The organism is Bacteroides sp. MSK.20.82, from assembly GCF_019052485.1.
Classification (GTDB): domain Bacteria; phylum Bacteroidota; class Bacteroidia; order Bacteroidales; family Bacteroidaceae; genus Bacteroides; species Bacteroides thetaiotaomicron.
Genome location: NZ_JAHQUN010000014.1, coordinates 80,757 through 95,688, shown reverse-complemented (window position 1 = coordinate 95,688; position 14,932 = coordinate 80,757). Strand labels below are relative to the sequence as shown.

The 14,932-nt window shown below is 45.0% G+C and carries 14 protein-coding genes; 6 read left to right on the top strand and 8 right to left on the bottom strand.

Annotated features, from left to right (window positions below):
- Positions 1-6 precede the first annotated feature (6 nt).
- Entirely contained in the window at positions 7-1,464 is a 1,458-nt protein-coding gene (susF, locus tag KTR07_RS14275) for a starch-binding outer membrane protein SusF (RefSeq protein WP_008767007.1), read from the top strand.
- A 109-nt stretch (positions 1,465-1,573) separates the two neighbouring features.
- Positions 1,574-3,652, top strand: a complete 2,079-nt coding sequence (gene susG / locus KTR07_RS14270; protein WP_217315446.1) for an alpha-amylase SusG — start codon at positions 1,574-1,576, stop codon at positions 3,650-3,652.
- Between the two features lie 140 nt (positions 3,653-3,792).
- Here susG and KTR07_RS14265 read toward each other — a convergent pair whose 3' ends face one another.
- The 6 genes from KTR07_RS14265 to pta all read right to left on the bottom strand — a co-directional run bounded on the left by KTR07_RS14265 (position 3,793) and on the right by pta (position 9,166).
- A complete protein-coding gene (locus KTR07_RS14265; protein WP_008767009.1) occupies positions 3,793-4,557 on the bottom strand; it encodes a UDP-2,3-diacylglucosamine diphosphatase in 765 nt (254 codons plus the stop codon).
- 46 nt (positions 4,558-4,603) lie between these two features.
- Positions 4,604-4,915, bottom strand: a complete 312-nt coding sequence (locus KTR07_RS14260; RefSeq protein WP_008762635.1) for a metal-sulfur cluster assembly factor — start codon at positions 4,913-4,915, stop codon at positions 4,604-4,606.
- 47 nt (positions 4,916-4,962) lie between these two features.
- A complete protein-coding gene (radC, locus tag KTR07_RS14255; RefSeq protein ID WP_008767010.1) occupies positions 4,963-5,658 on the bottom strand; it encodes a DNA repair protein RadC in 696 nt (231 codons plus the stop codon).
- Between the two features lie 11 nt (positions 5,659-5,669).
- Positions 5,670-6,761, bottom strand: a complete 1,092-nt coding sequence (locus KTR07_RS14250) for a glycosyltransferase (RefSeq protein ID WP_173664676.1) — start codon at positions 6,759-6,761, stop codon at positions 5,670-5,672.
- Positions 6,762-6,918: 157 nt separating this feature from the next.
- Complete coding sequence (locus KTR07_RS14245) at positions 6,919-8,118, bottom strand: acetate kinase (RefSeq protein ID WP_008762632.1); 1,200 nt, start codon at positions 8,116-8,118, stop codon at positions 6,919-6,921.
- Between the two features lie 28 nt (positions 8,119-8,146).
- On the bottom strand, positions 8,147-9,166 hold the full coding sequence (gene pta / locus KTR07_RS14240) for a phosphate acetyltransferase (protein WP_217315445.1): 1,020 nt from the start codon (positions 9,164-9,166) through the stop codon (positions 8,147-8,149).
- A gap of 196 nt (positions 9,167-9,362) precedes the next feature.
- On the opposite strand from pta, the gene KTR07_RS14235 reads away from it, so the two are divergent.
- Genes KTR07_RS14235 through KTR07_RS14220 form a run of 4 tightly spaced genes read left to right on the top strand, consistent with a single transcriptional unit; the run spans position 9,363 to position 12,504 of the window.
- Positions 9,363-9,806 carry a CidA/LrgA family protein gene (locus tag KTR07_RS14235; RefSeq protein ID WP_022472045.1) on the top strand — a complete coding sequence of 148 codons (444 nt, stop codon included), beginning with the start codon at positions 9,363-9,365 and terminating at the stop codon, positions 9,804-9,806.
- Entirely contained in the window at positions 9,803-10,498 is a 696-nt protein-coding gene (locus KTR07_RS14230) for an LrgB family protein (protein WP_008762629.1), read from the top strand. Before KTR07_RS14235 ends, KTR07_RS14230 begins: the two co-directional genes overlap by 4 nt.
- Before the next feature lie 55 nt (positions 10,499-10,553).
- Positions 10,554-11,471 carry a DUF2156 domain-containing protein gene (locus tag KTR07_RS14225; RefSeq protein ID WP_117981100.1) on the top strand — a complete coding sequence of 306 codons (918 nt, stop codon included), beginning with the start codon at positions 10,554-10,556 and terminating at the stop codon, positions 11,469-11,471.
- A gap of 13 nt (positions 11,472-11,484) precedes the next feature.
- Complete coding sequence (locus KTR07_RS14220; RefSeq protein WP_055230189.1) at positions 11,485-12,504, top strand: GNAT family N-acetyltransferase; 1,020 nt, start codon at positions 11,485-11,487, stop codon at positions 12,502-12,504.
- Here the strand turns inward: KTR07_RS14220 and KTR07_RS14215 are convergent.
- Together KTR07_RS14215 and KTR07_RS14210 are read right to left on the bottom strand one after the other, a co-directional pair.
- Positions 12,487-13,632, bottom strand: coding sequence for a glycoside hydrolase family 88 protein (locus tag KTR07_RS14215; protein ID WP_055230186.1), 1,146 nt, complete (start codon positions 13,630-13,632; stop codon positions 12,487-12,489). The two genes, KTR07_RS14220 and KTR07_RS14215, sit on opposite strands and share 18 nt — an antisense overlap.
- A 4-nt stretch (positions 13,633-13,636) precedes the next feature.
- Complete coding sequence (locus KTR07_RS14210) at positions 13,637-14,932, bottom strand: BNR repeat-containing protein (protein WP_048694348.1); 1,296 nt, start codon at positions 14,930-14,932, stop codon at positions 13,637-13,639.

Genomic DNA, 14,932 nt, shown 5'->3' with positions numbered 1-14,932 from the left:
TTCATCATGAAAAAACATTTAATATACACAGGGATGTTTCTGGCAGCAATCGGATTTTCTGCCTGTAATGAAGATTTCAAGGACTGGGCTGATCCCCAGTCCAATCCCCAGGAAGAGTCGGCGGGACAGTTGACTGCAACTTTCACAGCAGGCAAGGACGCCAGCATCGTCATGGACGCGGCCACAGCCGATTCCGTAGAAATCGCAAAGTTAAGCTCGACCACAGCCGAAGAAGGCAGTAAGATCGCTGTCAACTCTTTGACACTGAATGAGAATCACACCATTCCATTTTCCATGACGGAAGACCATGTCTTTAAAGTAGCCTTGGCACAACTGGACAGTGTGACGCAGGAAGCCTACAAAAGCCGTGCAAGCGTGGTACGTGAATTGAAAATCTCTATCAATGCTTCTGCCGTAACTCCTTCCGGTGAAGGTATTCAACTGGTGGGAAATGAAGTAAGCATCACCTTGCAGCCTGCCACAACTCCGGCTGTTGATCCCGACGGCTATTATATAGTCGGTGATTTCACAGGCTGGGACGGTAACAGTGCCCAACAGATGAAGAAGGACGCTCTCGATGAAAACCTGTATATACTGGAAGCAGAAATAGAAAGTACTTCGAACTTCAAGATTTTCCCGGCTTCAGCTATTAACGGAAACGACATAGACTGGACCAAAGCCTTGGGAAGTAGTGTAGATGGTGATGACTCCGGTGATAATTTTGTTAGCTGGACGAATGCAGGAGCCATTAATACAGCACTGGACGGTAAAATCAAAATCTCGTTCGATGCCTTCAACTACCGTTTTACAGTGAAAGACAACAGTGCGCCCACCGAACTTTACATGACTGGCAGCGCATACAACTGGGGAACTCCTGCCGGTGATCCGAATGCTTGGAAAGCACTTGTTCCGGTCAACGGAACGAAAGGAACTTTCTGGGGAATCTTCTATTTCGCTGCTAACGATCAGGTGAAATTTGCACCGCAAGCCAACTGGGGCAATGACTTCGGTTTTGTAGATGCTATCTCACAGGAATCCAAAGACCTTGCCGGATTATCGGACGAGGGCGGCAATTTGAAAGTCGGTATAGCCGGCTGGTACTTAGTATACGTCTCCGTTATCGGTGATGATAAAGTGATAGAATTTGAAAAGCCGAATGTATATCTGATGGGCGATACCTCATACAACGGTTGGGATGCGCAACTGGTAGAACAGGACTTATTTACCGTGCCCGGAACGGCTGATGGTGAATTTGTTTCTCCGGCATTCCTGAAAGATGGCGCAGTACGAATCTGCGTAAATCCGAAAGCTGTCTCTGCCGGCGACTGGTGGAAAACAGAGTTTATCATCTTCGACGGACAAATAGCTTATCGGGGCAACGGCGGTGACCAAGCTGCGGTACAAGGTAAAACCGGACAAAAGGTTTATCTGAACTTCGGCAACGGAACAGGCCGTATCGAATAATACTACAAGAAATCAAGGAAACAGGGAATGGCCGTCGCGAATACAATGAAATCGGGGCGGCTACTGTTTTTTAAGAAACTACACTTATTGTCTTTAATACATCATCATTATGAATAAACATCTCCACTTTTTATCTCTTTTGTGGTTGTCAATGCTCATGGCATTCATGACCGCTTGCAGCGATGACAAAAATATCACCGACCCTGCTCCGGAACCCGAACCGCCCGTCGAAGGGCAATGGACCGCACTTACCGCCTCTCCCGACACATGGGACGAGACCAAACGGGCAGACATCTCCTACCAATTACTGCTCTATTCCTTCGCCGACAGCGACGGAGACGGATATGGAGACCTGAATGGCGTCACCCAAAAGCTGGACTATCTCAACCAACTAGGCGTGAAAGCCCTCTGGCTCTCTCCCATCCACCCCTGTATGTCTTATCACGGATATGACGTCACAGACTACACCAAAGTCAATCCGCAGCTCGGCACAGAAAGCGACTTCGACCGTCTGGTTACAGAAGCCCACAACCGAGGCATCAAGATTTATCTGGACTACGTAATGAACCACACCGGCACTGCCCACCCGTGGTTCACCGAAGCTAGTTCATCATCCGAAAGCCCGTATCGCAATTATTATTCTTTCTCTGAAGACCCGAAAACAGATATCGCAGCAGGCAAAATCGCCATGATCACCCAAGAAGGAGCAGCCGGATACAATGCCGCAGAATGGTTTCAGGTTTCTGACGAGACCGCTGCCGTGAAAGGACTGCTGAAATTTACACTGGACTGGAGCAACGCACCTTCCCCCATCCTTGTCGTTTCCACAGGCACCAAAGCAGACGAGGATAATCCAGACACAGGTACCGACAACGCCAAATACTTATACTACGGAGAAGACATCTGTAAAAAGTTTTATGACAAAGGAAACAACATCTATGAACTCACCGTCGACTTTGAGTCCACTTGGGGGCTTCTGATCCGTACTAGCAATGCTTCTTTCTGGCCATCCGGAACAAAATACGGCGCCTCTTCCTCGTCCGAGAAACTCGCGCTGAACAAGGATTTCAAACTGACCAACGCCGGCAACCCTGCCAACATCATGTTCGACAGCCAGCAGATCACCTATTTCCATTCTCATTTCTGCACCGACTGGTTTGCCGACCTTAACTACGGCCCTGTAGACCAGGCAGGCGAATCACCGGCATATCAGGCAATAGCAGACGCCGCCAAAGGATGGATCGCCCGTGGTGTGGACGGCCTCCGCCTCGACGCCGTGAAGCACATCTACCACAGTGAGACCAGCGAAGAAAATCCTCGTTTCCTGAAAATGTTCTATGAAGATATGAACGCCTATTACAAACAAAAAGGACATACGGACGACTTCTATATGGTAGGCGAAGTGTTATCGGAATACGATAAAGTAGCTCCTTATTATAAAGGTCTGCCCGCCCTTTTTGAATTTTCCTTCTGGTATCGTCTGGAATGGGGAATCAATAATAGTACCGGATGTTATTTTGCCAAAGACATCCTTTCTTACCAACAGAAATACGCCAACTATCGAAGCGATTACATCGAAGCAACGAAACTGAGTAACCATGACGAAGACCGTACATCGTCCAAGTTGGGTAAATCCGCCGACAAATGCAAACTGGCCGCCGCCGTCTTACTCACTTCCGCCGGACATCCTTACATCTATTACGGTGAAGAACTGGGACTTTACGGAACAAAGGATAACGGAGACGAATATGTGCGCAGCCCGATGCTATGGGGAGATAGCTACACTACCAACTACACAGACAAGACGGATGCCACCGTTTCGAAAAATGTGAAAACGGTAGCGAACCAACAAGCCGATACCCATTCACTTCTGAACATATATTTCTCCCTCACCCGATTGCGCAACACCTATCCGGCACTGGCAGAAGGAAATATGACCAAACATTCCGTCTACAACGAATCACAGGAGAAAGACTATAAGCCGATTGCCGCCTGGTATATGACCAAGGACAACGAGAAACTGCTTGTCATCCATAATTTCGGCGGAACGGCCATGCTACTTCCGCTGACAGACAAGATTGAGAAAGTATTGTTTGTGAATGGCGAAGCTCAACAAAATACAGACAGCGACAGTTACACCTTGAAACTGGGAGGATACGCCTCTGTAGTATTCAAGTTGGGCAACTAAATACATCAAGACCACGTCTTCAGATTCATTTCATAAGAATAGAATAAATCTGAAGACGTGGTCTTGACTTTTTCCGGTTTCTATCTATCTTCAAGAAACCTTATATCAATCGGAATTTCCACTTTTTAATGGAATAAGAATCAAACTTGTGTTTCTCCTTCTATATACTCTTCCAAAAATAGATTCTCCCCATCGAATACCGCATAGGAGAAATAGTTAATCCAGTCTCCAAGAATCAGCACACGGGAAGTAGCACTCAACATTAAATCCAGTTCAATGTGACGATGGCCATAAATGAAGAAGTTGATATTAGGATGACTCTTCAGATATTCTTTTGTATAAAGTACCAGATGTTCCTTATTCTCCCCCATGTAATCCGGTTCTTTGCCGTCCACCCGCTTTTCGCGGCTATGTTTTGCCCACGTCAAGCCCAATTCCACACTCCAACGGGGATGGATGGCAGAAAACAGTGTCTGAAGTGTTGTACTGTGAAACATCCAGCGCAGCAACTTAAACTTCTTGTCCGGGTCACCCAGTCCGTCACCGTGAGCCAGATAAAACTCTTTTCCGTATATTTCGGTAGTCAATGCTTCACGGTGAATAATCACTCCACATTCTTTAGAAAGATAATCCCCACACCAGATATCATGGTTGCCGGTAAAGAAATGTACCTCCACTCCCATATCCGTGAGTTCGGAGAGCTTTCCTAAAAAGCGGGTGTATCCTTTGGGAACCACTAACCGGAATTCATACCAAAAATCGAACATATCTCCCAACAGGTAAACGGCAGAAGCTTTATGCTTGATACTGTCGAGGAAGTTCACCAAGCGCCGTTCCTGTGTACGTCCATGTTCTATGGCACGGGAACCAAGATGCGCATCGGAAAGGAAATAAACGTTCTTCATGAGTTTTGAGTTTAGAGTTATCAGTTTTATATTTTGAGCTATAAATTTACAGGAATCCGAGTTCCAGTTTTGCTTCCTCACTCATCATATCTTTATCCCATTCCGGTTCGAACACAAGGTTGATAGTGGCAGATGTCACTCCTTCCACCGATTCTACTTTCTGGCGGATATCTTCCATGATGAAATCGGCTGCCGGACAGTTGGGAGCAGTCAGAGTCATATCAAGCGCCACTTCCCCATTGTCTGAGACGTCTATCTTATAAATCAGTCCAAGATCATATACATTTACCGGAATCTCAGGATCGTACACCGTCTTTAGCATGGCTACGATCTTTTCTTCTATTTTAAATTTTTCCATAGGGCTTTCCTTATTAATATGTATTGCAAAGATAAGAATAAATTTATTCAGAGCAGCCCTTCGTCGGCAAAACTGTAAAACTTATCCTCACAAACAATAACGTGGTCTATCAGGCGAATGTTCATTGTGTCGGCTGCCCGGCGGATGTGTTCCGTCAGCGTCCGGTCCGGTTGGCTGGGTTGGATATTTCCCGAAGGATGGTTATGCACTACGGCTATTTGCGTGGCTCTCTGCAGCAATGCTTCCCGAAGAATGGTACGTACATCCGTATACGTTCCGTCTATTCCGCCAGTGCTGATACGTACCTTATCGATCAGTCTCGTCGCCTGATTCAATAATAATACCCAGAATTCTTCCTGTTCAAGGTCGCACATGACAGGCTGGAAGATGTCATAAATATCTCTTGAACAAGAGATGCGGGGGCGTTCTTGGATATTTTGCAGTTTCCGTCGCTTGCCGAGTTCCAGGGCAGCCATTACAGTGATGCTCTTTGCCGGTCCCATTCCTTTAAAACGGGAATAGTCGCAGACTTCCCACTTTGCCAAGGAGTTCAGATTGTTATCACAAGAGAGAAGCAAACGCCTCATCAGTTCGACAGCACTTTCTTCCGTATTTCCGGAGCCGATTAATATGGCGAGTAGTTCGGCATCACTCAATGCGGCTGCTCCTTTCTCCATCATCTTCTCTCTGGGACGGTCTTCCAGCGCCCACTGGTTGATGGATAGTTTGTGTTTGCTTTCCATGATCAAATCACTTACTTATAAAAATTCTTTTGAAACGCCTCGAATTCGTCCTTTCCTCTTATACAACGCTGCCACCATGCACGCCAGAATCCCGTTCCATAACCAATTAGTTGTATAAAGGAAGCAGTAATTGACAGCATTCCAATCCATAAACTGCGATTTCTGATTGTCGAATCCACGCAAACCACCAAGGAATAGAGCAGTAAGGGAAGAGGTGCTGCCAACATGGCGGCAAATCCTAAAAACAGAAGTGCCATCTCGCCTATCGCACACCCGGGAACCGTTTTGGAATATAGTAGATAAAAAGCTAACAAAACGAGCCCCAACCCCAAAAGAGTCAGTAATAAAAGCAAAGAGACTCCCAGCGTGAACACTGCCGGTAGCAAATGCACCAATTTCAACGAATCGGGATATTTCTTATAAAGGTTAATGCGGGCAATGCCGGAGTTATGGACTTGCTTAAAGAACTTCTTCAAGTCTGTCCGACGTTTGTGATATACCCACGCATCGGGGAAAAGACGACAAGTATAGCCACCTTTAAAAATACGGATACTGAAGTCGATATCTTCCCCGAAGCGCATTTTAGAGAATCCCCCCAAAGCTTCATACACTTCGCGACGAATCCCCATATTGAAGCTACGAGGATAAAACTTGTCCATCTTCTTTTTTCCGCCACGGATACCGCCTGTTGTAAAAAAGGAAGTCATCGAGTAGTTGATAGCTTTCTGAATATCCGTAAAAGAATCGTGCGCACGGTCGGGACCACCGAACGCGTCGGCAGGAGAAGCCTGAAGCTCCTTCTCTATCGCGTCAAAATATCCTTCGGGCAAAATGACATCAGAGTCCAGTATGATAAAATATTCTCCTTCGCTTCGCTCCGCTCCGTAGTTACGGGTCTGCCCCGGTCCAGAATTGGGTTTAGAGAAATACTTGATGTCCAACCGATCTGTATACCGATCTGCCACTTCCTTACAAGGGATGGACGAACCATCTTCAACAATAACTACTTCAAAATCTTTAAAACACTGTACAGTGAGACTTTGCAGCAATTCATCCACCTCATCGGGACGATTGTAAACGGGAATTATGACAGAATAGCGCATATCAATGAATTTATAAAATAACGATTTTGCGTAAATCCAATAAAACGAATATTGATTTGAAGCACAAAGTAAGGTAAAAAAAACGAGACTTATAAAAGAGTTAACAAAAAAAGGCGACTTCATGATAAGCCGCCTTTTTTTATTATCTCAGTTCTTCTTACTTTTTCAGAATATCCATTGTATCCGATGCAATCAACAACTCTTCATCTGTCGGAATCACTACTACTTTCACTTTAGAATCTGCAGTAGAAATAATAGCTTCCTCACCACGAACTTTTGCATTCACATTATTGTCCAGTTTAATACCCATGAATTCCATGTCTTTACAAACAGATTCACGGCATTCAAACTGATTTTCGCCTACACCACCTGTAAACAGGATGATATCTACACCGCCCAATGCCGCAGCATAAGCACCGATATATTTCTTAATACGGTAGTAGTACATCTTTTCAGCAAGGATGGCTCTTTCGTTTCCGTTAGCACAAGCGGCCAGCAGTTCGCGCATATCGCTTGATACGCCGGAAATACCCAGTACGCCGCTCTTCTTGTTCAGCAGGTTAGAAATGCCTGTCGTATTCAAGCCTTCTTTTTCCATGATGAATGTTACTGCACCGGCATCGATGTCACCGCTACGGGTACCCATCATCAAACCTTCCAACGGAGTCAGTCCCATGGTAGTATCTATACATTTGCCATCCTTGATAGCAGCGATAGAACCACCGTTACCAATATGGCAAGTGATGATTTTTTGTCCTACCGGATTAACGCCAAGGAACTCACATACACGTTTTGAAACATAACGGTGAGAAGTTCCGTGGAAGCCATAACGACGTACGCCATATTTCTCATACATTTCGTAAGGAATAGCATACATATAAGCATAATCCGGCATCGTCTGATGGAAAGCTGTATCAAATACGCCTACCTGCGGAATGTTGGGAAGAATAGCGGAAACTGCATTCACACCTTTCAAGTTGGCAGGATTGTGAAGCGGAGCCAGGTCGTTGCAGGCAGCAAAAGCTTCGAGTACTTCTTTGTTCAGCAATACAGATTCACTGAAACGTTCGCCTCCGTGTACCATACGGTGACCTACCGCATTGATTTCGTCCAGTGATTTGATAGCTCCGTATTCCGGGCTAATCAATGTATTCAGAATGAACTCCACACCAATCGTATGTTCCGGAATGTCTTTTTCGAGTACTTTCTTTTCACCATTCGGCAAAGTCAATTTAAGGAAAGAGCCTTTCAGACCGATTTTTTCGATACCACCTTGTGCAATCACTTCTTTGGTGGTCATATCGAACAATTTATATTTGATGGATGAACTTCCACAGTTCAATACTAGAATTTTCATATTGTCTTTAATACTTAAAACTTGATACTTATTTATTGTTTTTTGCTGCAATAGCCTGATTAGCCGTAATAGCAATCATGCGATATACATCTTCGATAGAGCAACCACGAGACAAGTCATTCACCGGACGGGCGATACCCTGAAGGATCGGGCCGATAGCGTCGGCATGTCCCAGACGTTGTACCAGTTTATAAGAAATATTTCCTACTTCCAGACTCGGAACGATCAGCACGTTAGCCTCTCCCGCTACGGGTGAACCCGGAGCTTTGCTTGCGCCTACTTCAGGAACAAGAGCAGCATCAGCCTGCATTTCTCCGTCCAGATCAAGTGTAGGAGCCATTTCCTTAGCGATCTTGGTAGCTTCCACTACTTTATCCACTACTTCATGTTTAGCGGAACCTTTGGTAGAGAAGCTCAACATAGCCACTTTCGGATTTTCGATACCGGCAACGGCTTTGGCAGTCTGTGCCGTACAAACAGCAATCTGTGCCAGCTGGTTAGGGTCCGGAACCGGAGTTACGGCAACGTCACCCATCACCAGAATACCATTCTTACCATACTCGGGAGCATGAGTCAAGAGTAACATAGCACCGGATACACAAGTGATGCCCGGAGCAGTCTTGATAATCTGTAAAGCCGGACGCAGTACATTGCCTGTTGTGTTGCGGGCACCTGCCAACTGACCGTCAGCATCACCGCTCTTAATCATTAAACAACCATAAAACAAAGGATCATTCGTCAATTGACGGGCTTCTTCAATAGTCATGCCTTTCTTCTTGCGAAGCTCGCACAGCAATTGTGCATACTCTTCGTGTTTCGGAGAAGTTTCAGGATCAATAATAGTAGCTTTGCTGATGTTACCCAGTCCCCATTTCACTGCAAATTCGTTAATTTCAGCGGGTTTACCCAGTAAAATAAGGTCAGCAACTTCATCTGTCAAAATCTGATTGGCAGCTTTTAATGTGCGTTCTTCAGTTCCTTCCGGAAGAACAATACGTTGGCGGTCTGCTTTCGCACGAGCCACGATTTGGTTGATTAAATTAAGCATAGATATATTTGAATAATATTATAAACCTTGTTACGATTTGTAATTTGCGCTGCAAAAGTACTCAATTTTGCAATATCCACATTACAATTCCGGCTAATTTTATTCTCCAAGTCTAAAATATTATAATATTTAACACTGTACTTCTATTTTTTCTACCTTTGCAGTGTTTTCAAACAAATCAATAGGTAATTAGTGTATGATACGTCAGTGCGCCATTTTATTTGGCTGTTTGGCTTTGGGTGAATTAATCGTTTATTTAACAGGGATCAAGCTCCCCTCCAGCATTATCGGTATGCTGCTGCTCACCCTTTTTTTGAAATTAGGCTGGATCAAACTGCAGTGGGTGCAGGGATTGTCCGACTTTCTGGTAGCTAATCTGGGCTTCTTTTTCGTACCTCCCGGAGTAGCATTGATGTTGTACTTCGACGTTATTGCGGCAGAATTCTGGCCTATCGTCATCGCAACAATCGTTAGCACGGCTCTCGTGCTGGTCGTAACGGGATGGGTACACCAGATTGTCCGTAAATTCAGACTGGCACGTCAGATTAAACTGGCGAGTAGCCTACGCTTATCAGACTTTCACTTGTCCGACAAGCTACATTTAAAAAACAAAACTAACTTAATGGATAAAGACAAATGAGCTTTTTAGAAAATAATTTCTTTCTGCTGGCTGTCACTTTCGGCGTTTTCTTCTTTGCCAAATTGCTTCAGAAGAAAACGGGGCTGGTATTGCTGAACCCGATCTTACTCACCATTGCCGTTCTGATTATCTTCCTTAAAATGGCCAATATCTCTTACGAGACTTACAATCAGGGAGGGCATCTCATCGAATTCTGGTTACGCCCGGCTGTGGTAGCTTTGGGAGTCCCTTTATATCTTCAGCTGGAAATGATTAAGAAACAGTTGCTGCCTATCCTCTTGTCTCAACTGGCAGGGTGCATCGTCGGAGTGATCTCTGTGGTATTAATCGCCAAGTTTATGGGAGCTTCACAAGAAGTCATTCTTTCATTGGCACCTAAATCCGTAACGACTCCGATTGCCATGGAAGTGACCAAGGCTATCGGAGGTATCCCGTCACTGACGGCAGCCGTTGTAGTAGCGGTAGGTTTACTGGGAGCCATCTGCGGATTTAAGACAATGAAAATCATGCACGTAGGCAGTCCGATAGCCCAAGGGCTTTCGATGGGAACAGCCGCCCACGCTGTCGGCACTTCCACTGCCATGGACATCAGCAGCAAATACGGGGCGTATGCCAGCCTGGGATTGACACTGAATGGAATATTCACCGCATTACTGACACCGACTATCCTGCGATTATTAGGTGTTTTGTAAAAACAAAATTCTTTCATTTTCCGTTATATAAAGAGTTAAACGCAAAAAGCATTTTATGATTCCATTTAAAGACATTACACTAGCTGATAGAGACACAATAACTGCATTCACCATGAAAAGTGACCGCCGAAACTGCGATCTTTCATTTTCCAACCTCTGTAGCTGGAGATTCTTGTACGATACTCAATTTGCAGTCATCGACGATTTTCTGGTATTCAAATTTTGGGCCGGCGAACAACTGGCATATATGATGCCTGTAGGAAACGGCGATCTGAAAGCTGTATTACGGAAATTAATCGAAGATGCGGATAAGGAGAAGCATAATTTCTGTATGTTGGGAGTTTGCAGCAATATGCGCGCCGACCTCGAAGCGATTTTACCCGAACGGTTCATTTTCACGGAAGACCGTGCCTATGCCGACTATATATATTTAAGGAGTGATCTGGCTACCTTGAAAGGAAAGAAATTTCAGGCAAAGAGAAATCACATCAACCGGTTTCGTAATACGTATCCCGATTACGAATATTCCCCGATTACGCCCGACCGTATTCAAGAATGTCTGGACCTGGAAGCCGAATGGTGCAAAGTGAACAACTGCGACCAGCAGGAAGGAACGGGAAATGAACGTCGTGCCCTCATTTATGCATTACATAATTTCGAAGCACTCGGTCTGACCGGAGGCATTCTCCACGTCAACGGGAAAATTGTGGCATTTACTTTCGGGATGCCTATCAACCATGAAACATTCGGGGTACATGTAGAAAAGGCAGATACCAGCATTGACGGTGCTTACGCCATGATTAATTACGAGTTTGCCAATCGCATTCCCGAACAGTATATCTATATCAACCGGGAAGAAGATTTAGGTATTGAAGGCTTACGCAAAGCAAAGCTGTCTTATCAACCGGTAACTATTCTCGAAAAGTATATGGCTTGTCTGAAAGACCATCCTATGGATATGGTCAGATGGTAATAATATATAAGGTATGACGACAAAAGAAAAGGTTAAGGCATTATGGCAGTTATGTTTCGACGACAATGAAGAGTTCGTTGAAATGTACTTCAGGCTGCGCTATAAAAATGAAATAAACATTGCTATCGAAAGTGGGGATGAGATTGTTTCCGCTCTTCAGATGATTCCTTATCCGATGACTTTCTGCGGAGATACCGTACAGACCTCTTACATTTCAGGAGCCTGCACTCATCCGGATTTTCGCGGAAACGGAGTGATGCGCGAATTACTCTCCCAAGCCTTTGCAAAGATGCTTCGTAACGGAATGTATTTCAGTACATTGATTCCTGCCGAACCTTGGTTATTCGACTATTACACCCGGATGGGATATGCTTCCGTATTCCAATATTCGGTTAAAGAGATTACCGTACCGGAATTTATTCCGTCTAAAGAAATAACAGTCACCTCTGAAGTCGGATGTCAGAAAGAAGTTTACGAATATCTAAACAGCAAACTTTCCGGACGCACTTGCTGCATCCAGCACTCCTTTGAGGATTTTCAAGTAGTCATGGCGGACCTTATCCTCAGTGACGGAATTTTGGTTACTGCCAGATCAGAGAATCAAATCAATGGATTGGCTATTGTATACAGAAGAGATAAGCAATTAATTATCAGCGAGCTTTTTGCAGAAACCAAAGATGCCGAGCACAGTTTGTTGCACCATATCAAGCAATTTACTGGATGCAGGTACATGACTCAGTTGCTTCCTCCGGAGAAAGAACAGACGCAATATCCGTTGGGGATGGCGCGAATCATCAATGCCAAAGAAGTGCTGCAACTGTATGCCTCCGCTTTTCCTGAGGACGAAATGCAACTGGAAGTATCAGATAAACAATTGTCAGTAAATAATGGCTATTACTATCTGTGTAATGGCAAATGTATGTATAGCACCGAGCGTTTGCCCGGCGCACATATACCAATGAATATCAGTGAGCTGACAGGAAGAATATTTCAGGCACTACAACCTTATATGAGTTTAATGCTGAATAAGTGATTCCAGATAACGTACCCTTTCACAAGCTGCCAGCAGGAAAGCACCGACTCCGAAGTTTGAAGTAGAATTAGCATCTACGACTTGCCCCGGTATGGCTTTCTCGCCGATGGGTTGCACATAACCGATCTTTCCGTCGGGCTGTAAAGCAACTGTTGACAAATATTTCCATGCCTTCTCAACTACAGGTTGATAATGGGCGGAGTCAAGGAAACCGTTATTGATCCCCCATTGCAGACCGTACGTAAAGAATGCCGTACCACTTGTTTCGGGTCCCGGTGCATGCTGCGCATCGAGCATACTACGCGTCCAATACCCTTCAGGTTGCTGACAGGCCGCAACAGATTTTGCCAATGTACGGAAACGGTCTATATATTCCTGACGATACTTATCTGTTTCCGGAAGGTCTTTCAAGACTTTCGCCAGCCCCGCCAGTACCCAGCCATCACCACGTGCCCAGAAATCCTTTTTACCATTCACACTTTTGTGCTTGGGGTATACGTATTTTCCATCGCGATAGTAAAGTCCGGCTTCTTCATCATACATGATACTGTCTGCATAAGCGAGGTATTCATGCAGTTTCTCCAGGTAAAGTGGATTTTTAGTGATATTATATAGTTTGGTCATCACAGGCATTACCATATATAAACCATCCGCCCACCACCAATAATCATTGTTGGGTATACTCATCTGATACTCCATCACCTCACGGGCACGGGCTATCTTATGTGTATCCGGTTCCAGATTATATAAATCGGCATACGTCTGAAAACAGATCTGATAATCGCCGAACAGTACATAATCATTGCTTTCGCCATAACTGTACTTCCAGTTGGCTTTATGATCCGATTTAGCGCCTTTCCACTCATTATGTTCCGCCCATCCTTTTGAGTATTCCAGATATTCCGGCTTGTTGGTCAGGAAGTAAGCCTCCATGTTTCCGGTATGATAAGCGGCATTGTCCCAGAAAGAACGCCCGTGTTCCGGATGGTTTGTCTGCCAGTAGCCATTGACTTTATGAATAATGTCAACCACTTCTGCCGAAGATGAAACTTTCTTGGTTGTGCAACCGGCACACACCGCACAGCCTACTACCAGTGCGGAAAAAAGAGTTGCATACAATTTCTTCATATCTTTATTTTTTTGTATTCGTATTCGCTTCCAGTACATATATCATTTGAGGTTCAATCTCCGCCGTGCGTTCACCGTCGCCTTGACAAGTGTGCTGTACAAAGAGATTGAGTTTCCGCTGCTTCTTCCACAATTCCGTGTCATGGGACGGTTCCCAGGCATCTACGGAAAAATCCGTCAGGTCGGTGACTATCCACTTACCGTTGGCAACATCAGCAGTATGCGCCATTGAGACACGGCTGCCCCGCTCTTCGTCACGGAAAATATAGAAGATTTCTCCATCCTCTACCACAATACGCGGACGGGCAACAGGAATCATCTTAGTGCCTCCTCCCTTCAGTGTAAACGGAGTCTTGCGGTCTGTCACCTGACGATTATGCCATGTCTTCCCGTCATTCCAGACAATGCGATATTGAGGGACTTCACTGTCCGAACTCCTCCAATAAGTGGCAATATAAGGATTGCCACCAGCGTCTGCACTCATACTTGTCTGGTTTATCAATTCCGAGTTTTGTGGAATACGACAAGCATACTCTGCATTCGAAGCTGTAATCGGAAGTTTATATTGTTCACCATCCGACTTATACCAAGTCACTCCGTTATCAAAAGAACGCGCGTAGCAAAGGTCGTGGTTGGTCTCCACCTGCCAGGTTTCACGCCATACCCATGAGAGATGAATCGTACCTTTCTCGTCTACATATAGCTGCCAGTAAGCATTTCGTTTGTCTTCACCATCAATCAGGACATCCTGTACACGGGCCCATTTATGGTCTTTCAATGAATAACGGTTCATCACCAGATTTCCACGTCCGGAAGAACCGGAACGGTAGACAAACAACAAATCCCCGTCTGTCAGAGGGTAAAATTCCGGATAAGTAACATTTCCTTCGTCCACTCCGGTCATCGGCATTTTATCGCCCAGTTCCAAAGAACCGGGGGCGATACTGCGGCAGTAATTCAACTTATGTCCATGGTGGTCAAAAGAAACGTGCAGATACCCTTCTCCGTCCACCATTATACTGATGATATTGTGGGCATCTTTTACATTTCCACGATATTGAGTACGATGCAATGTCCATTGCTTCGAATTTAGTTTCCGTTTGCCCAACACAAGATAGCCGTCGGCATCATAATAGCTGATATATTGCTCATCCCCATGCGTTACCAATGAATTATTGCGGAATATCGTTGTATTGACAGATGTACAACTATATCCTTTGGCAACTTCCACCAGTTTTTGCGAAAAGCACAAGGCAGAAACAGATAGTAGTAAAAAAATAAGCAGCAGTATCCGTTTCAT